The organism is Halosubterraneus shenae, from assembly GCF_050510935.1.
Classification (GTDB): Archaea; Halobacteriota; Halobacteria; order Halobacteriales; family Haloferacaceae; genus JBDGPU01.
The window spans coordinates 234,222-253,200 of record NZ_JBNLVO010000002.1 but is presented as its reverse complement, the minus strand read 5'-3'; the positions used below and the strand labels follow the sequence as shown (position 1 = coordinate 253,200).

Below are 18,979 nucleotides of genomic sequence, written 5' to 3'. Positions count from 1 at the left end.
CTGCCGTGACCCGCGACGCCAGCGCGACGCGCGCGACCTTCATCGGCCGGTTTCAGCCCTACCACGAGGGACACCACCGCGTCGTCGAGTGGGCGCGCGAGGAGTACGACTTCGTGCTCGCGCTCGGCAGCCCCCAGCAGGACCGGACGCCGGAGAACCCCCTGACTGCGACCGAACGCGAGACGCTCATCCGGGCGTGCGAGCCCGACCTCGAGATCGTGCGCGTGCCCGACGAGAACCGCGGCGAGGCGGGGTACCCCGTCTGGGCCGAGCGCCTCGTCGACCGGACCGACGCCGACGTGGTCCTCTCCCGGAACGACCTCGTGCAGCGACTCGTCCGGGAGCACACGACCGCCCGCATCGAGGAGCAGCCGGAGTTCGACCCGGAGCGGTTCTCGGGCACGGAGGTCCGCCGCCGGATCCGGGCGGGCGAGCCCTGGCGCGAGCTCGTCCCCGACTGCTGTGCCGACGAGCTCGCGGAGCTGACCGACGTGATCCGGCGATGTGGGGCGGACGCAGGCGACGGTGGCGATGGGGGCGACGGTGGCGGTGGCGGTGGTGGCGGTGGGGGCGACGGCGGCGGTGGCGGTGGCTGAGGACGCCACAGTACCCGACGGCCCGCAGCCTTAGGGGAGAGCCGACCGCACCTTCTCCCATGAACGACCGACCGGCGGACGCGCCGACGGAACCGGACGACGGGGACAGTGCGGACTCGGGCGGCGAGGACGGTGCGGACCTGGGAGCGAACGCTGACGAGCGCGAGGTCACCCCCGAGGTGCCGACGTCGACGGAGCAGGCGCCGGAGGGAACCGTCATCGAAGCGGGCGTCGCCCGCGACGCCATCGTGGAGTTTCTGCGGACCTACCTCTCCAAGTCGGACGCCGACGGCTACGTGCTGGGCATCTCCGGCGGCCTCGACTCCGCCGTCGCAGCGACCCTCGCGGTCGAGGCCGTCGGGCCGAGCCGCGTGACGGGCATCGTGATGCCGGGCGAGCCGAGCGACCCCGAGAACATGGCCGACGCGCGGAAGCTCTGTGCGGCCCTCGACATCGACCACTACGAGGTCGACATCGCGCCGCTGGTCGAGGGCTTCTCGGACGCGATCCCCTACGACCTCGAGAAGGTCGGACTCGGGAACGTGCGAGCGCGTACGCGGATGGTCCTCTGGTACGCCGACGCCAACGCGAACGACCGGCTCGTCCTCGGCGCCGACAACCGCGCGGAAGTCCTGCTCGGCTACTTCACGAAGCACGGTGACAACGGCGTCGACGTGAGCGCGCTCGGCGACCTCTACAAGACCGAGGTCGCGGCCCTCGCCCGCTACGTCGACCTCTCGGACCGGTTCATCGAGAAGACGCCGACCGCGGGGCTCTGGGAGGGCCAGACCGACGAGGGGGAGATCGGCGTGCGCTACGCCGTCGTCGACGACGTCCTGCGCCACGTCGTCGACCGCGGGCACTCGATCAGCGAGACGGTGGCGAAAACGGGCTACGACCGCGAGGCCGTCGAGCGCGTGGTCGAGCTCCACCGCGCCTCCGAGCACAAGCGGTCGCCGCCGGAGAGTCCCGGACTGCGACACTGAGGCGAATTCGCTGGCTGCGTCGGACGCCGCGGTCGACGCCGCGTCCAACGCTCCGTCCGACGCCCGTCAGCCGCGGAGTAAAACGCTAAGTGGGCCCCCTCCCTGACTCCGGGTATGTGGCGTTCCGGTCGAAACCGGGACCGGCGAATGGTCGTCTGCATCGCGTGCGGGGAGTCGCTGCTCCGCGAGGAGGCCCGGGAGTACGACAAGGAGGGTGACCGGTGGAACCGCGCGGACAAGGAGTTCGAGTACCTCTGTCCGGACTGCGACGACGAGCGCTGTCACCAGCCGCGAAACGGACTGGAGTCGCTGATCACCGCGATCGAGGGCGACGGGCTCTCGCAGGAGGAGTTCCTCGAGCGCTACGCCGACGCCGTGGCCGAGGACCGCGCCGACGCCGGCGACCGGTCCTGAGGCCAGGTGATCGATCCTGACCCAGTAACGCGGCGCGTCACGGGGCGACCCCGGCGTCGTCGCCGTCGGAAGTGACGGGGCCCAGCCCGACACGTCTTTCTATCCCACACCCCTTACTCCACGTATGACTGACGAGCCGGACCCCGGCAGCGCGGAAGCGCAGGGGCCTGTGACGATCACCGAGGAGTTGGCCGAGGCGCTGGCCGACAAGCGCGAGGAGCTGTTCGAGGAGTTCGGGATCAACGACGGATTCCCTCCCGAGGTCATCCGCGAAGCTGAGACGCGAACGGAAGGCGTCACCCAGGAGATCCAGGACGAGCTCGACGAGCGGCAGGACCTCCGGGACCTGACGACCTGGACGACCGACCCCGCGGACGCGCAGGACTTCGACGACGCGATCTCGATCAAACGCGAAGACGGCGCCTACCGCCTGTGGGTCCACATCGCCGACGTGACCCACTACGTGAACCCCGAGACGTCGATGTGGGAGGAGGCGATCCAGCGCTCGAACACGGTGTACCTGCCGGGCTACACCATCCACATGCTGCCGCCGATCCTGGCCGAGACGGTCTGCTCGCTCGTGCCGCAGGAGGACCGGCTCGCCCACACCGTCGAGATGGAGATCGACGACGAGACGCTCTCGTTCGAGGACGTCGAGATCTACAAGTCGGTCATCAACTCCGACGAGCGGCTCACCTACAACGAGTGCGAGGAACGGCTGGAGAACGAGGACCTCCCGCTCCACGCGGAGAACACCCTCGCCTTCGAGCTCGCGGACCGGATGCACGAGCAGCGGAAGGAGGACGGCTCGCTCGTCTTGAACCCCCGGCGGGACCGCGCGCACACCATCATCGAGGAGTCGATGCTGAAGGCGAACAAGGCCGTCACGCACACGCTGATGTGGGACCGCGGCGTCGAGGCGATGTACCGCGTCCACCCGCAGCCGACGCCGGACCAGTGGAACGACGCGCTCAAAGAGATCCAGGAGCTCAACGGCGTCTCCATCCCCGGGCAGGCCTGGGGTGACGACCCGCGGCTCGCGGTCAACGCCGCCCTCGAGGAGGCCCCGGACCGGCAGCTCAACAAGATCCAGCGCGCCGTGCTGAAGGTGATGCCCCGCGCGAAGTACATGAACGACCCCTTCGGCGGCCACCACGCGCTCAACTTCGACATCTACGGCCACTTCACCTCGCCCATCCGCCGGCTCTCGGACCTGATCAACCACTGGATCGTTCACGAGAACGACGTCCCCGAGAACCTCGTCGAACTCTGTGACCGCGCCAGCGACAAGCAGAAGGACGGCGAGACGGTCGAGCGGCTCTACAAGCAGTTCATGGAGGAGAACGGGATCGACCCCCACGCCGTGAACAACCGCGGGATGGAGGTCGTTGACGCGGAGGAAGCGAAGCACACGGTCTGATCGGGCGCTTTCTTTTTATTAGCTGTCGGCGCGAACGTCGCCTGCGATACCGCATAGCACATTTTAAACCCTTCAGCTGGCGAGCGGTCGCTCTTATAAATGAAGACGGTCGTCGTTATCTGAGACACCACTCAGCATGCCCAGAAAGCCCCAGCCGGCGAGTGGTCGCACTTATAAACGAGATTGGCTGTCGCTACCGGAGACACCGCTCAGCATGCCCAGAAAGCCCCAGCCGGCGAGCGGTCGCGCTGCTCGCTGCGCTCCTCACGGCTCACTCGCTTCGCTCGTTCGCCGTTGCGGTGCTTACTTCGCAGGGCGTCCCGCTCGCCGGCTGCCCCTTTCAGTCCCACCCACCGAGTGGTGGTCGGGGCGTCGCGGGCGGCGGTTCTTCGGCGGTCGTCGCTCGCCGGGTCCCCGACGTGCGGTGCGGAGCAGTCGGCGCGCGCGAGCAACGCGTGCGAGGGAGGCCGGTGGCGCGCCGCGGCGGTGCTGTGCCGGCGCGCCCCGGCCGAGGCTGGGGAGGGCCGAGGCTTGCGGTAGCTGTGCGGTGCTGTCGCGGTCGCGGTCGCGGTCGCGGTCGCGGTTGCTGTCGCTGTCGCGGTCCTGGCGGACTGAAAGGGCGACGGCCGGTCGCGCCGAAGGGGAGTCGCTGAGACAGGCCCTATCCGCGGCGGGCGGTGCGGAGAGCCGCGGATATCCTGCTCAGCGACCGCGAGCGGCCGAGGGCTTTCTGGGTGTTTGCGGTGCTGTCGAGTACAGCAACGTCTGCACCTACGAATCCCGTTTATAAGCAAGACCGCCCGTGGACAAGACCGTAAGAAGCCCCAACCAACAATCAAGCGCCAACTCAGAATAGCGTGTCGTACTCCGTGGGCAGCTGATTCCGCAGTTTCGACTCCTCGCCGCCGGTTAGTTCCTTCGCGAGCGTATGCACGACGACCTGCGAGCGGTGATGGGCCTCCTGCTTCGAGACGTCGAGCTCGTCGGCGACGCGCTCGATGAACTCGTCGACGCCGAACGCCTTCTCGGAATGGGACTCCCAGTCGATGATCGATGTCTCGAACTCCGCCGGAAGGAACGCGGCGAGCTTCCGGCCCTCCTCCTGGGAGATGCGCTGGCCGAGCGTCGACAGTACCGCCTCGATCGTCTCCCGAACCTCCTCCTCGGAGTCGGCGTCCGTATCGCTGCTCACTCGATGGTGGAACGTGTCCATGGTCGACATGTGCGAGGAGTCGAAGGGGTGGTAACTGTATCTGGTGGCCGGAGTCAGAGTGTATACTAAAACACGATCTCAGCTCCAGTGAGCTCAGACCTAGTCTTCCCCCAATGAGTGGGAGTTCGAATCCATTGGTGTGTGACAATGAGGACAATTGAATTCATTTGTTTCCCCCCAATATGTGAAAGCCCATTCGCAGGCAGGACATTGTACTTGCGGTGCCCTATCACCCCCAGAAGATAGCGCAGCTCCAAGAAGAGCTCCAACCAAGGCGGCTCCACCGGTTCCAACTGTGGCTGCACCGAGTATACCGCCACCTATGGCACCCGCTGCCTCATCTCCCTGTGATTCCATCAGTTCCTCCATCCTCTCCTGAAGTTGTAGCGGTAGATCGGCGCTATCGTAGACAACTAACACATCAAAATAGGGGAAGTTAATCTCATAGCTATCTCCTTCTTCTTTAAATATAGCCGTCGGGATATTCTGATCTCCGGCAATAGAAGATTCTGCGATCAACCATGCAGGTGTGACCTTCTGGTCCCGAACTGTTGATGTTGGGAAGACGAAACAAGCATCGCATTCACTCATCTTCTGTTTTATCACTTCCCTGTCCGGTTCTTCGTCTGGGATGTCCTCCCACTCATAAATGAGGGTATCATATCCCACAAGGTCCAGCGCACGATCTATGCGGTCAACTAACTGCTCATCACGGCGTGAATGAGAAATGAATACCTTCCTCGACATTGTACACTGTTTTTCACCAGTAATAAGAAAAGTTTGGGATAGCAGAGTGAACCTGATTTTTGGAAAATTTAACACTCTTTTTAAGTTCTAAACCGCTAATTGAATAATACTATTTATCGATCCAAAAGTAATTCAACGAGAACCATCAAGCTCTGAGAAGAATCTACTCAGATACCGTTGCTAATCAAAACGGTCACTCTGCGCCCGAATGCTCGACTTTATAGCACTAGACAGAGTGGCTGCGACCTGCTCAATATTCTCTCCGTCAGTTTGGACAGCCTTCTTATCAGCGAGAGATGGGCTGTATTCCATTACTTCCTCCTTTCCAATTTGATACCATATTGGAAGAATCACTGGTGCTTCAGAACTGACATCGCGCGATGTGAGTCCATTCAGCTCGTATTCTGTCCAGCCCTTATCAAAGAAAGAGTCTGAAAGTACTACGATCCCACAATGTGCACGCGAGAGGCCTTCATCAATAGACTCACGAATACTATCACCTATCTCTAACTCATCATCGTCATACCAAACGAGATGCCCCTTTCTGTTTAGTTCCCTAACTAGCGGCTCGACAAATTTACTCTTATCATCGCTTGAATGGGAAATAAATACATCGTATTTTTCGCCCTCCGGAGGTTCATCCATGTCTTTTAATTGTCGTTCACCCATCCGAGACATCAGACCTGTATGGAAGGAAAAGACGTAATCGGGATTCTCAAACTGGGATTTAGGATAAAGATTAGTCGGGGTTTCTCCCGCAACTACCCACCATTCTGATTGCTCATCATCCGTCGTTTCCGTCGTGAATACATACGAAGCGTCTCCAAAATGAGAGAAAGAGTCAGCCAAGTCAATTGATTCCACCTCGGTATCAGCTTCTAACTCGACATATTCTACTGCGGATTGTTTCACTTCCTCTATATCCATACTATGAACGGTCTTAGTAGGAATAATATTTCAAATTACTCCTGCAATTAGCAAAGATGGAGAAGTGAATTCGAATTGTCAAAATTCAGTAACAAACACAACACATATGACAAGAAGTCAGGTAAGAGAATAATATCTTTTTGAAGAGAACAATCTCAACGAGAATCTGCAAAATCCACAAGTGTCGAAACAGACGCTAAATCATATTATAAAGGCTGAACGGAATATTACGAGTGGACTCTCGGGGATTTGAACCCCGGGCCTCTTCCTTGCGAAGGAAGCGATCTACCGCTGATCTAAGAGCCCTCGCTACATTCATACGAAGTCGGTGGCCGTATTTGTACCTTACCTTTCGGACCGTCGCGTGGGACGGCGACCCGCACGAGACACCGACCTCGACCGCTTCGCACAGCCACGCTCGCACTCGGACGCCGTCGCTCACCGGGTGGAAATATAGAAAGGGTGAGACGACGTGACTGCGCCCTAGCGCTTAGTCTTCGAGAACGATCTCGATGCTGACGTCGTTCGGAACCTGAATGCGCATGAGCTGGCGAAGCGCCCGCTCGTCCGCGTCGATGTCGATCAGACGCTTGTGGACGCGCATCTCCCAGTGTTCCCACGTCGCCGTGCCCTCACCGTCGGGCGACTTGCGGGACGGGATCTCCAGCGTCTTCGTCGGCAGCGGGATCGGGCCCGACAGGGAGACCCCCGTCGAGTCCGCGATCTCGCGGACGTCGTCGCAGATGTCGTCGAGGTCTTCCGGCGATGTGCCGGCGAGACGGACGCGTGCCTGCTGCATCGATTATCGCTCGTTAACTTCGAGCACCTTGCCCGCCGCGATGGTCTGACCCATGTCACGGATGGCGAAGGAGCCGAGTTCCGGAATCTCGCCGGACGGCTCGATGCTGAGGGGCTTCTGCGGGCGCACGGTCACGACGGCGGCGTCGCCGGACTTGATGAAGTCCGGGTTCTCCTCGGCGACTTCGCCGGAGGACGGGTCGATCTTCTGGTCGATCGACTCGATGGTACACGCGACCTGTGCCGTGTGGGCGTGGAAGACCGGCGTGTAGCCGGCCGTGATGACGCTCGGGTGCTGCATGACGACGACCTGCGCCTGGAAAGTCTCGGCGACCGATGGCGGGTCGTCGGCCGGGCCACAGACGTCGCCACGACGGATGTCGTCCTTGCCGATGCCGCGGACGTTGAACCCGACGTTGTCACCGGGCTCGGCCTTGGGGACTTCCTCGTGGTGCATTTCGACCGTCTTCACCTCGCCGCCCACGTCGGACGGCTGGAAGGAGACGTTGTCCCCAGTGTTGAGGATGCCCGTCTCGACGCGGCCAACCGGCACCGTACCGATGCCGGAGATGGTGTAGACGTCCTGGATCGGCAGGCGGAGCGGCGCGTCCGTCGGCGGCTCGGCCTCCGGCAGGTCGTTCAGGGCCTCGAGCAGGGTCGGGCCGTCGAACCAGTCCGTGTTCTCGGACTCCTCGGCGACGTTGTCGCCCTCGAAGGCCGAGATCGGCACGAACGTGGTGTCGTCGGTCGCGAAGCGGACCTGGTTGAGGAGGTCCTCGACTTCGGAGACGACCTGCTTGTAGTCGTCCTCGCTGTAGTCGACGAGGTCCATCTTGTTGACGCCGATGACGAGCTCGTCGATACCCAGCGTACGGGCCAGGAAGACGTGCTCGCGGGTCTGGGGCGCCACACCGTCGTCAGCGGCGACGACGAGGACGGCGTTGTCTGCCTGGGACGCGCCCGTGATCATGTTCTTCACGAAGTCGCGGTGGCCCGGACAGTCGACGATGGTGAAGTAGTACTCCTCCGTGTCGAACTCCTGGTGGGCGATGTCGATGGTGACACCACGCTCTCGCTCCTCGGCGAGGTTGTCCATGACGTAGGCGAACTCGAAGCCGCCCTTGCCCTTCTCTTCGGCTTCTTCGCGGTGCTGCTCGATGACGTGCTCGGGGACGCTCCCTGTCTCGTACAGGAGTCGGCCCACGAGCGTACTCTTGCCGTGGTCGACGTGGCCGATGATGGCCAGATTCTGGTGTGGTTTGTCGCTCATGATATTCACGCGCTAAGGCGCTCTGTGAGGATTGTTTCGGTTGATTCAACTAAAACGGTTTCGATACTGATTCCAGTTGATCATGACGCCTTCTGGCGTTTTGTGTCACGTCCCCACACGAGACGTGTACCCACGGTAAGGGTAGCCGATCAGGTGATCAACTGCCGATAGCTATCGACCGATCCGAGAACGAAGACCACGGCAGTGCGACGGTAGAGCCCTACAGCCGGAGACGACGGCGTCGACCAACCGCGACAGCAACGTGCCGAATGACAACGTGCCGAGACGGCAACGTATGGCGAACAGCAACGTGCCGCGATGGCAGCGCCTCCGTCGGCGACCGTCAGCCGGGCTTCCGGCTATTCGAGCCGGCCGACGTCCGCGAGGACCGCGCTCGCGGTTTCGGGGCCGCCCGCGCCGCGCCCGGAGAGGTTCAGCCGGCCGGCGTGGCTCGTCTCGATCTGGACGAGGTTCTGCGTCCCGGTGACCGAGAGCGTCCCGTTGTCGGGGACGAGGCGGGGGCCGACGCGGACGCCGTCCCGACTGGCCTCGCCGATGAGCCGGACCGTCCGGCCACTCTCCGCGGCCAGCTCCAGCGCGCTACCGGGGACGTTGCGGATCCCCTCGACCTCGGCGTCCGACAGCGAGAACTCGCGGGCCTCGGTCGGGTCGTCGGCCGCGCCGTGGCTCAGGACGTTCGCGAGGATGACGCACTTCAGCGCGACGTCCGTCCCGTCGACGTCGAACGTGGGGTCCGCCTCGGCGACGCCGAGGTCCTGCGCCTCCGCGAGCACGTGCTCGTAGTCGAGCCCCTCGGCGGCCATCCGGGTGAGGATGAAGTTCGACGTCCCGTTGAGGACGCCGCGCGCGCGGGTGACCTTGCTCGGGCCGACGTCCTCGACCGTCGAGACGGCCGGAATGGCGCCGCCGACCGTCGCCTCGAAGCGGACCGTGCCCTCGCTGTCGCGTTCGAGCGCCGTGAGGTCGCCGAACCGCTCCGCGACCGGCCCCTTGTTCGCGAGGACGACGTGCCGGTCGCGCTCTAAGGCCGTCCGCGCGTGCGAGAAGCCGGGCTCCGCGTCGCCGAGGGTCGTCGGCGTCGCCTCCACGAGCGCGTCGTAGTCGGCCGCGAGCGCGTCGGCCGGGTCCGCGTCGCCGACGACGCCCGTCTCCGCCTTCGTGGCCAGCGCGGCGTCGACGTCGACGCCGGACTCGTCGACGACTGCCCCCTCGGAGTCGACGAGCGCGGCGACGTCGTGGCCGTAATCGGCGGCCAGCTCCGCGACCGAACGGCCGACGGCGCCGCAGCCGAGGACCGCGAGCTTCACGCGTCCACCTCCGTGAGCGGCTCGATCACGTCGATCCCCTTCTCCTCGGCGACGGAACGGACGGCCGCGACCGCCGCGGCCGACTCGCCCTCCCGGATCGCGAGTCGGAGCCGGGCGCTGGAGACGTCCTCGGTCCCTTGCGGCGAGGTCAGGGAGACGTCGTCGACGGACGCGGACGCACACTCCTCGATGCGCTGGAGCGTGTCCGAGAGGTCCGTGTCGATGATGTGGCCGACGAGCAGCAGCGTGAGCTCCTCGACGTATCGCTCCGTGCCCGCCTGCATCACGTTGATCCCCTCCTCCCGGAGCGCCTCGACGATCGTGTCGAACCGCTCCTCGGTGGCCTCGACGTCGACCTCGACGGGGATGTGCCCACGGGGCGTCAGGTTCCCGCGCTCGTGATAGATGGACAGCAGGTTGCCGCCGTTGTCCGCGATGGGCTGGAGCGCGGCGAGCAGCTGCCCGGGCTCGTCGACGAGTTCGAGCCGGATCGTGTGCGTCGACGGCATCGTCGCACGACCGCCGTCGGTTGCGGGGTCGCCGCCAGCCGCGTCGCCGGAGGTCGCCGGTTTCCCGTCAAGCGGGGAGTGCTCGTCGGTCGGTACACCGTCGCTCTCATCGGCCTCGACGTCGCTCACGCGGCCACCTCCGGCGTCCGCGCGGCGGTGGACGACCCGGGCGAGCGCGTCGGGCACGCAGTTTCGTCGACGCTAATTGTCGGTGCGGAGCGACCGCTTGCTGGCTCCGAACCGATGCGCCGAACGGGAGTCGTGCCCGTGTGCATACTCGAATCGAGCGCCGGCAGCCGGTATAAGCCTTCGGCGGGGGCAGGGCTTGCCGTTCCCTGACTGTGAGAACGACGGGCATGCCGCGAAGACCTCGACGATTTTTCGGCGAGAGCCGCCATTGATCGGTGAATCGAGAAGTAAGGAGAACGAACCGCAAACCGTGTTTCGGCCCCGTAAACTGCGACCGCGAACTGCAAATCGCAAACCGGGACCTGTAATCGCGAACCGCGAACCGCGCGACCGACCTAGATGTAGTCGATCGACTGCGGCAGCTCGAGCTTCATTCCTTTACGCTCGCGGATGTCCATGATCTGCTCGCGCTGGAGGTTGTCCGCCATGACGCGGAAGCCGGCGTTCTCCGTGTTCCAGGAAGCACGCCCCTCGGTCGCGGAGCGGATGTCGCTCGAGAAGCCGATCATCTCCTCGACCGGCGCGATGCCTTCGACGACCATCAGGTCGCCCTCCTGGTACATGTCGTCGACGCGGCCACGGCGACCCTGAATCTCGCCGGAGGCGGCGCCCATGTGCTCCGAGGGCACGTCGATGCGGACGTCCTGAATCGGCTCGAGGAGGCGGACCTCCGCGTCGATGAGGGCGCGGTGGACCGCGTCACGGGTAGCCGGGATGACCTGGGACGGACCACGGTGGATGGTGTCCTCGTGGAGCCGGGCGTCGTGCAGGCGGAACAGCGCGCCCTGGACCGGCTCGGCGGCGAGGGGGCCGTCGTCGAGGGCGTCCTGAAGCCCCTCGAGGACGAGCTCCATCGTCTCGTTCAGGTGCTGGATACCCTTCGTGTCGTCGATGAGGATGTTCGTCCGGTGGATGTCCTCGACGTTCTGGGACGTGTCCTTGTCCATGCCGGCCTCCTGCAGCGCCTCGCGGCGCTCCAGTTCGGGCATGTCCATCGAGACCTCGCCGAGCTGGATGGCCTCGACGATCTCGTCCGAGAGCGGGTGGACGGTGATGTAGAACTTGTTGTGGTTGTTCGGGGAGACGCCCTCGACTTCGCGGGACTCCTGCTGGGGCGCCTCGCGGAAGACGACGATCGGTTCGCCGGTGATGACCGGGATGCCCTGGTTGTCGCGGATGCGCTGGGTGATGACCTCCAGGTGGAGTTCACCCTGCCCGCTGATCAGGTGCTCGCCCGTGTCCTCGTTGATCTCGATCTGGATCGTCGGGTCCTCCTTGGCCACCTGCTGAAGCGTCTCGATGAGCTTCGGCAGGTCGTCCATGTTCTTCGCCTCGACGGACTTCGTGATGACCGGCTCGGAGATGTGCTCGATGGACTCGAACGGCGTCATCTCCACGGAGGAGACCGTCGAGCCGGCGATGGCGTCACGCAGGCCGGTGACGGCCGCGATGTTGCCCGCCGGGACGCGGTCGACCTCCTCGCGCTCGCCGCCCATGAAGAGCCCGACGCTCTGGAGGCGGTTCTTCCCGGCCGTGCCGGAGACGTACAGCTCCTGGCCCTTCTCCAGCGTACCGGAGAAGACGCGACCCGTCGCGATCTCGCCCGCGTGCGGGTCCATGGAGATGTCCGTGACCATGAAGACGACCTCGCCGTCCTCGTTGACGAGGCGCATGTCCTCGGCCAGCTCGGACTCGGCGTCGCCGCGCCAGATGCGCGGGACACGGCGGGGCTGGGCGGCCTCGGGGTTCGGGAAGTGCTCACAGACCATGTCGAGCACGACGTCCGAGAGCGGCGTCCGGTCGTGGAGCTCCTGGCGCTCGTCGGCCTGCTCGAGGTCGATGATGTCGCCGAAGTCCATCCCGGTGCGCTGCATCGAGGGCATCGAGACGCCCCACTTGTAGAGCGCGGAGCCGAAGCCGACCGTGCCGTCCTCGACGGAAACGGTCCAATCCTCGGGGATGTCGTCCATGTTCTCCGCCATGCCGCGGATGAGCTCGTTGACGTCCTGGATGACCGCCGTCAGGCGCTTCTGCATCTCCTCGGGCCCCTCCTGGAGCTCGGAGATGAGGCGGTCGACCTTGTTGATGAAGAGTGCCGGCTTGACGCCCTCGCGGAGCGCCTGCCGCAGCACCGTTTCCGTCTGGGGCATGGCGCCCTCGACGGCGTCGACGACGACGAGTGCGCCGTCGACCGCGCGCATCGCGCGGGTGACGTCGCCACCGAAGTCGACGTGGCCCGGCGTGTCGATGAGGTTGACGAGGTGGTTCGTGTCCTCGTACTCGTGGGTCATCGAAACGTTCGCCGCGTCGATGGTGATACCGCGTTCCTGTTCGTCCTCCTTCGTGTCCATCGCGAGCTGCTCGCCCGCGGTGTCCTCGGAGATCATGCCGGCACCGGCCAGCAGGTTGTCCGAGAGCGTCGTTTTGCCGTGGTCAACGTGGGCGGCGATGGCGATGTTCCGGATGTTCTCCGGTTCGTCCATCAGCCGCTGACATTCGTCGACGATCTTCTTGCGTCGGCCCATTATACGACTCATTACCGCGAGCGGGGTCAAAAGGGTAGTGTTTCACGTTCGCGAAACCGGCGGGAAACGCCGGTCTGCGCCCACGTCTCGTGTTGGTCGCCCGCATGGTCGAGTTGCTGAAACATACGTCGCGAGATCGGCCACACGTTTTGCGAACCACTCACGCGAGCCATTGCACGTCGAACGCGCGCGTCAACCACCCACGGAGCGCGCGAGCAACGCTCGAAGGCGTCGACGTCGCCGTCGCGGCTGCTGCTGGGTCGCCGTCGCGGCTGCTGTTGGGTCGCCGTCGCGGTTGCTGCTGGGTCGCCGTCGCGGCTGCTGTTGGGTCGCCGTCGCGGCTGCTGTTGGGTCGCCGTCGAGTTGCTTCGCGAACCCGACGGACCGGAAGAGCGGTGACCGGTCGCGCCGGGGGGAGTCCGCGGTGCTGGGAGTCCGACAGCGGCTGCCCGTTATAAATAATCATAAGCAAAAGCGGCCGCGAACCCTCGAGGCGATCGCGAAGTGCCGACGAGGCCGTCCGGATCGATGTGGGAAAAAGACCGACGCCGACCGAATGGCCACCCCACACAGCCGGTAGAGGGACGCAAGACCCTTATTTGCCGAACCCGTGTGAACAGTACGCATGGATATACGAGTGCAGGGGGACGTCGCCCCCGACCCGTTCCTCGGTGCTGCGTCCCGGTTCGAGACCGAGTTCTCGCTGGAAGCTCCCGTCCACGTCCGCGTCCGGAAGAACCCCGACGAGCGCACGTGGGCCGCCCACTATCCGGACCACCACGTCCTGAACATCTCCGAGCGCGCGGCCACGAGCGCGATGGCCCGCGAGCTCGCCGTCCACGAACTCGCGCACATGGCCCGCCACGAGGAGGCCCACCCCTCGCACACGCTCTCGACGGACGAGGCGCTGTACCTCGGCCTCTCCGGCGAGTCCGTCGAGCGCCGCAAGCTGGCACACTGCTACCAGATCGCGAACCACATGAAGGACATCTACGCCGACGACATCACGCTCGCCGTCTCCGACCCGGCCAAGCTCGTCGGCTTCCTGGAGTCGAAGCTCGCGAGCGCCGTCGTCGACAGCCCGAACCCGCCGCGGGCGGACTCGAAGCTGCAGGGCGGCGGTCCGGACCCCGAGATCACCGCCGTCAACGCCGCCTTCGCGCTCGCGCTGGTCGAGCGGCACGACCTCGTCGACCGCGACCACCGGATCTACGACCTCGCACGCGCCGCCGGTCAGGACGCCCCCGGCGTCGACGTCGAGGACTTCAAGCGCCGCTTCCGCGCGCTCGGCCCGGACCCGACCGAGTCCGACTACCGGAAGGCGCTCGTCGACGCCACGCGCGCGTACGCGATCCCGAGCTAATTCGGCCCTGCAGACAGAGACACTCTCAGCCCTGCACTGAGACCTCCAGACAGAGACACTCCAGACTGAGACCTGGAGACGGGAGAAACAGCAAACCAGGGGTTCCCGCGCTGATCGCTATTCGGACGGGACGATCCGCACCAGCCGGTCGTCGTTCGCGGCCGGGAACTGGTCGCCCTGCGCCCGGCCGTCGCGGTTCGAGGTGACCGCGTACAGCGTCCCCTCGGGCCCCTGCTCGACGTGGCGGATGCGCCCGAGTTCGTCCTCCAGCGCGGTGTGGTGGACGGCGCTGTACTCCGAGTCCATCCAGTCGGCGTCGAACCGCTGGCCGCCCTCCGCCGAGGCGGACTCGCCGTCGGTCGGATAGATCGTCACGACGTTGAGTCGCTGGGAGATGAGCCCGCCGATTATCATTCGATTCTGCCACGAGGGGACCGCGTCCCCGGTGTAGAAGACCGAGCCCGGCGGTGCCCACGTCGAGCTGCCGCCGGTGTTGACGACCGGGCGCTGGTAGTCCGTGTCGGGGTAGGTCTCGGCACCGCGAGCGCGCTCGTCCTCCGGCGCCCAGCCGTAGTTCCCGCCGGGGCGCAACACGTTCACCTCGTCGCGGCCCGCGGGGCCGTGCTCGTTGATGACCGGGGTCGCGTCGGGCATGAACGTGATCCCCTGCGGGTTCCGGTGGCCGTAGGTGTACACGCGCGGGTCGCCGCCGAGGTCGGGGTTGTCCTCGGGCGCCGTCGCGTCCGGCTTCATCCGGAGGACCTTCCCCGCGAGCGACGAGGGGTCCTGCGCGAGGGTCGGGTCCCCGGCGTCGCCGGTCGTCACCCAGAGGTAGTCGGCCGGGCCGAAGGTGATCCGGGAGCCGTTGTGGTACGACTCGCCCGGGATGCCGTCGATGAGCGTCGTCGCCTGCGGCTCCTCGAGGCTCACGTCGTAGTGGACGAGCTTGTTCAGCTTGGTGTCGTCCTCGAGGTACGTGTAGAAGGCGTACACCAGCGGCACGTCCGGGTAGTTCGGGTGGGCGGCGATACCCATCAACCCGCCCTCGCCCCCGGCGGCCCACCAGCCGCCCTCCTCGTCGGTGTCGATGGCGCTCGCGTCGACGATGTCGTCCGGCGACGCGACGGACTGGACGGTCCCCGCGTCGTACCGGAGGATCGTCCCCGGACGCTGGGAGATGAACAGCTCGCCGTTCGCCGCGAACGAGAGGTCCCAGGGGATCTTCAGCCCCTCGACGACCGTCTCGACCTCGACGTCGGTGTCCGGCGGGTCCGTCGGGTGCGTCCAGTCGGGGTCGTACTCGGCCCACGACTCGACGTCGTGGGCGACGCTGACGTCGTAGGAGGGGCCCGGCGTGGGCGTGGGCGTCCCGGAGGACGTGCTCGTCTCGGTCGACACGTCGGAGGGCGACGTGCAGCCCGCCATGCTCGTGAGGCCGGCCGCAGCGAGGAATCGACGGCGATTGAGGCGCATAGCGTGGGTAGCGACCACCGATACGTAAAACGTACCGCTCCACGTCAACGGTGCGCGGGATTTTCGGGCGTTGGTGGGGTTGTTCCACTTATAAATAAAATCGGCTGGCATCGGCGGCGACACCACTCAGCAATCGGGGAGAAACCAGCCGTGGAGTGGTCGTATTTATAAATAAAACCGGCTGACGCCGCCGGCGACACCACTCAGCATGCCCAGAAAGCCCCAGCCGCTGAGCGGTCGCGCTGCTCGCTGTGCTCCTCACCCGGCTCGCTCCCTTCGGTCGCTCGCCGGGATTGCGGTGCTTCCTTCGCAGGGCGTCCCGCTCAGCGGCTGCCCCTTTCAGTCCCGCCCGGGAGTGGTAGCTGGGCGTCGCTGGCGGCGGCTGCCGGGTGGTCGCGGTGCGGTCGCGGTTGCGGTCGCGGTTGCGGTTGCTGTGGGGTGCGGTCCTGGCGGACTGAAAGGGCGACAGCCGGTCGCGGTGTAACGGAGTCGCTGAGCCGACCCCTATCCGCGCCGGGCGGTGTCTTCGTGAACGCAGTGAACGAAGGCCAGAAAGTCGCAGCCCGGCAGCCCGCCACTGCAGGCAGCCCGGACCGTCTTTCGCGGCGGAGAGCGCAGATATGTCGCTCAGCGACCGCGAGCGGCCGAGGGCTTTCAGGGTGTTTGCGTTGCTGTCGAGAGCAAGACCGTATCACCTGAGCAATCCTGCTTATAAAGAACAGCCGAGGGCTTTCTGGATGGTTGCGGTGCTGTCAAGAGCAAGACTGTATCACCTGAGCAATCCTGCTTATAAAGAGCGGCCGAGGGCTTTCTGGGCGTTTGCGGTGCTGTCGAGAGCAAGCTCGTACCATCTGTTCATATATGCTTAAAAAGAGCAGATAGGGGCTTTCGAGGAGCTGATAGCGCTGTCAAGCGCAGGATCGTCTACACTCGAAACACTGCAGAACTCGAAGCCACGGCTATCCACTAATAAAAAGAAAACCGCAAAATGCGAAGACGGGACCCGCTTAGCGGGCCGCGGCCGCAACGCGTTCGCGCTCTTCCTTCTGCGAGATCGGGTACGACTCGACGTCGTAGTCGGCGGCGCCGATCAGGATGCGTGTGAGGGCGTCGGACGCGGAGGTCTTCGACTTGTACGTCGCGGACTCGACGCCGTCCGCGATGAACTTGAGGGCCTGGTCGACGCGGCGCTGGGGCGCGACGTCGACGGCCTTCGGGACCGAGATGCCACCGTACTTGAGGCGAACGGTCTCCTCACGCGGGGCGGCGTTCTCGACGGCGGTGACGAGCACCTGCGCCGGGTTCTCCTCGGTCTCCTCGTGGATCTGGTCGAAGGCGTCGCGCACGATGCGCGTCGCCATCTGCTTTTTGCCCGTGTTCTCCTCGGTCTGCATCAGGCGGTTGATGAGCCGCTCGACCAGCGAGATCTCGGACTTCTGGAACTGCTTCTGCGCGTGACGACCCATCGAGTGGGCGACGGGGGTCACGTTCATGTACCGTGCCGTCGAGGGGTCCTCGTAGCTCATCTCCGAGACGTCCCACTCGCCGAACAGCAGGGCGTTCTCCGTGGCCTGCTCGGAGTCGGCGGGGGCGTCGGGCTCGGGGGTGTGGGCTTCGGCTTCCGCCTCGGCCTCCTCGTCGCTCTCGCTCATCTGACTGGCTTCTCCGCGTTCCCGCGAACCAGTTCGATCAGGGACACGCCGTTGACCTTCTCGACCTTGTAGTTGACACCCGAAAGGTCGCCCATCGCGCGACCCTTCGCGCCACCGATCCCGGCGATGGTGACCTCGTCGTGCTCGTCGATGAACGAGATAGCGCCGTCACCGGGACAGAACGCGGTGACCTGCTTCCCGTTCTTGATGAGCTGCACGCGGACACACTTTCGGATCGCCGAGTTCGGCTGCTTTGCCTCGATACCGACCTTCTCGAGGACGATGCCGCGACCCTGCGGCGCACCCTCGAGGGGGTCCGTCTTCTCCTTGAGCCCGCGCTCGCGCCGAGCGTACTCGGAGTCGGACCAGCGTCGCTGCTGCCGGTCCTTCTTGAGCTTACGGGCGGCATATTTGCCGTTCGCCATCGTACCCGTACTTCCAGATTCAGGCACTTAAGCGTCGTCATTCAGTCCGACGAAACCGCCTCAGATCCGCGGAGCGGTACCTCTCGCCCGATCTGAGGTCGTTTCGCCACACAGCAACGAGCGATCCTCCGCGCCGATGAGCCCATAAGCGGTGCGCAGAAGCCGTCAACCGGGGCACAGTACCGCCGAGCGACAGCCGCCGAGTGTTTATAAACCCCCGCGGAGCTTCCCGCTCGTGTTCGATCCGTCGCTCTCGGTCGCCGTCCCGCCGGACGACCGGGCCTCGTCGGCCCACTCCGGCTCCGCAACGGTCGTCTCGCCGACTCCCTGGAACTCGATGTCGACGCCGACGGTGACCGACTGCTCCTCGTGTGTCCCCTCCCAGGTCTGGCTAATCGACCGGACCACGCCGTCGCTATCGATCAGCACCTCGGCCGACGCGGACTCGATCTCGCTTGGGATCCCGCGCTCGCCCGTGAACTCGTCCGCGACGAAGCGGGTCAGCTCACGCCCGTCGCGGGCGACGGCGCCGTCGACGGACAGCGCCCACTGGTCGAGTCCGCGCACGCCGGCGCCCGCCTCCTGCTCCATCGCCTTCTTGAACTCCGCCGTCGTGCGCTCGACGGGCTCGGAGCTGTACTGGACTTCGCCGTCCTTCTCGATCCGGTACAGCGCCGTCCCGTCGGCGACGTAGGCGGTCTGGGTCTCCTCGAGTTCGGTCAGGTCCTGCTCGAGAAACTGCCGCTCCCGCTCGAGTTCGAACCGCGACTCGTAGGTCTGGGAGAACAGCCAGTCCTTCGGGCGCTCGTCGCCGTCGTGGCTCGTGTCCGCCGTCGAGACGACCCGGAAGCTGCCGGCCTCGACCAGCGCCGTCGTGTGCGACTCGAGGAGCACCTCCACGTTCAGCCCGTCGCCCTCGCGCCACTCGACGTCGCTCGCGGGCACCGGCGTCGGGGTCCCATCGCCGTCGCCGCCGTTGCCGCCACCGTACCCGCCGTCGCCGCCGAGCCCGGAACAGCCGGCCAGCCCGGCCGTCGCAAGGGTCGCGGCGCTGGCGAGCAGTGTCCGTCGTTGCATGGCTGGTGGGAGGAGGGTGCGCGGTAAAAGGAATCGGGTCCGGTGCGCGGTGCAGCGGTGCGGCGAC

The 18,979-nt window shown here is 65.2% G+C and carries 17 protein-coding genes and 1 tRNA gene; 5 read left to right on the top strand and 13 right to left on the bottom strand.

The features are described from left to right. The first annotated feature begins 5 nt into the window (after positions 1-5). The 4 genes from ACQE3M_RS04465 to ACQE3M_RS04450 all read left to right on the top strand — a co-directional run bounded on the left by ACQE3M_RS04465 (position 6) and on the right by ACQE3M_RS04450 (position 3,416). Positions 6-596: an adenylyltransferase/cytidyltransferase family protein gene (locus ACQE3M_RS04465; RefSeq protein ID WP_430504269.1), complete on the top strand. Its 591-nt coding sequence runs from the start codon at positions 6-8 to the stop codon at positions 594-596. A gap of 59 nt (positions 597-655) precedes the next feature. Continuing rightward, complete coding sequence (locus ACQE3M_RS04460) at positions 656-1,582, top strand: NAD+ synthase (RefSeq protein ID WP_430504268.1); 927 nt, start codon at positions 656-658, stop codon at positions 1,580-1,582. A gap of 114 nt (positions 1,583-1,696) precedes the next feature. Further along, complete coding sequence (locus ACQE3M_RS04455; protein WP_430504267.1) at positions 1,697-1,996, top strand: DUF7562 family protein; 300 nt, start codon at positions 1,697-1,699, stop codon at positions 1,994-1,996. A gap of 124 nt (positions 1,997-2,120) precedes the next feature. Continuing rightward, positions 2,121-3,416: a ribonuclease catalytic domain-containing protein gene (locus tag ACQE3M_RS04450; RefSeq protein WP_430504266.1), complete on the top strand. Its 1,296-nt coding sequence runs from the start codon at positions 2,121-2,123 to the stop codon at positions 3,414-3,416. 847 nt (positions 3,417-4,263) lie between these two features. Here ACQE3M_RS04450 and ACQE3M_RS04445 read toward each other — a convergent pair. From ACQE3M_RS04445 to ACQE3M_RS04405, 9 genes are all read right to left on the bottom strand, one after another. Beyond that, positions 4,264-4,638: a DUF2267 domain-containing protein gene (locus ACQE3M_RS04445; protein ID WP_430504265.1), complete on the bottom strand. Its 375-nt coding sequence runs from the start codon at positions 4,636-4,638 to the stop codon at positions 4,264-4,266. A gap of 90 nt (positions 4,639-4,728) precedes the next feature. Next, positions 4,729-5,376, bottom strand: coding sequence for a TIR domain-containing protein (locus tag ACQE3M_RS04440; protein ID WP_430504264.1), 648 nt, complete (start codon positions 5,374-5,376; stop codon positions 4,729-4,731). 180 nt (positions 5,377-5,556) lie between these two features. Then, the gene (locus ACQE3M_RS04435) at positions 5,557-6,303 is read right to left on the bottom strand and encodes a toll/interleukin-1 receptor domain-containing protein (protein WP_430504263.1); all 747 of its coding nucleotides are present in this window, start codon (positions 6,301-6,303) and stop codon (positions 5,557-5,559) included. Between the two features lie 234 nt (positions 6,304-6,537). Next, a tRNA-Ala gene (locus tag ACQE3M_RS04430) sits at positions 6,538-6,609 on the bottom strand. Between the two features lie 184 nt (positions 6,610-6,793). Then, positions 6,794-7,102 carry a 30S ribosomal protein S10 gene (rpsJ, locus tag ACQE3M_RS04425; protein ID WP_058367404.1) on the bottom strand — a complete coding sequence of 103 codons (309 nt, stop codon included), beginning with the start codon at positions 7,100-7,102 and terminating at the stop codon, positions 6,794-6,796. 3 nt (positions 7,103-7,105) lie between these two features. Continuing rightward, on the bottom strand, positions 7,106-8,371 hold the full coding sequence (gene tuf / locus ACQE3M_RS04420) for a translation elongation factor EF-1 subunit alpha (protein WP_430504262.1): 1,266 nt from the start codon (positions 8,369-8,371) through the stop codon (positions 7,106-7,108). 359 nt (positions 8,372-8,730) lie between these two features. Next, positions 8,731-9,699, bottom strand: a complete 969-nt coding sequence (locus tag ACQE3M_RS04415) for a homoserine dehydrogenase (RefSeq protein WP_430504261.1) — start codon at positions 9,697-9,699, stop codon at positions 8,731-8,733. Further along, the gene (locus tag ACQE3M_RS04410) at positions 9,696-10,337 is read right to left on the bottom strand and encodes an amino acid-binding protein (protein WP_430504695.1); all 642 of its coding nucleotides are present in this window, start codon (positions 10,335-10,337) and stop codon (positions 9,696-9,698) included. The genes ACQE3M_RS04415 and ACQE3M_RS04410 overlap by 4 nt, the downstream gene beginning before the upstream one ends. 395 nt (positions 10,338-10,732) lie before the next feature. Continuing rightward, a complete protein-coding gene (locus tag ACQE3M_RS04405; protein ID WP_430504260.1) occupies positions 10,733-12,922 on the bottom strand; it encodes an elongation factor EF-2 in 2,190 nt (729 codons plus the stop codon). A 625-nt stretch (positions 12,923-13,547) separates the two neighbouring features. On the opposite strand from ACQE3M_RS04405, the gene ACQE3M_RS04400 reads away from it, so the two are divergent. Next, positions 13,548-14,285, top strand: coding sequence for a DUF5781 family protein (locus ACQE3M_RS04400; protein ID WP_430504259.1), 738 nt, complete (start codon positions 13,548-13,550; stop codon positions 14,283-14,285). A gap of 117 nt (positions 14,286-14,402) precedes the next feature. Here ACQE3M_RS04400 and ACQE3M_RS04395 read toward each other — a convergent pair whose 3' ends face one another. The 4 genes from ACQE3M_RS04395 to ACQE3M_RS04380 all read right to left on the bottom strand — a co-directional run bounded on the left by ACQE3M_RS04395 (position 14,403) and on the right by ACQE3M_RS04380 (position 18,912). Further along, positions 14,403-15,758 (bottom strand): PQQ-dependent sugar dehydrogenase, encoded by a 1,356-nt coding sequence (locus ACQE3M_RS04395; RefSeq protein WP_430504258.1) that lies wholly within the window; start codon positions 15,756-15,758, stop codon positions 14,403-14,405. Positions 15,759-16,765: 1,007 nt separating this feature from the next. Continuing rightward, the gene (locus ACQE3M_RS04390; protein WP_430504257.1) at positions 16,766-17,410 is read right to left on the bottom strand and encodes a 30S ribosomal protein S7; all 645 of its coding nucleotides are present in this window, start codon (positions 17,408-17,410) and stop codon (positions 16,766-16,768) included. Next, a complete protein-coding gene (locus ACQE3M_RS04385; RefSeq protein WP_430504256.1) occupies positions 17,407-17,835 on the bottom strand; it encodes a 30S ribosomal protein S12 in 429 nt (142 codons plus the stop codon). The genes ACQE3M_RS04390 and ACQE3M_RS04385 overlap by 4 nt, the downstream gene beginning before the upstream one ends. Before the next feature lie 207 nt (positions 17,836-18,042). Further along, on the bottom strand, positions 18,043-18,912 hold the full coding sequence (locus tag ACQE3M_RS04380; RefSeq protein WP_430504255.1) for a DUF7537 family lipoprotein: 870 nt from the start codon (positions 18,910-18,912) through the stop codon (positions 18,043-18,045). Positions 18,913-18,979: the final 67 nt, after the last annotated feature.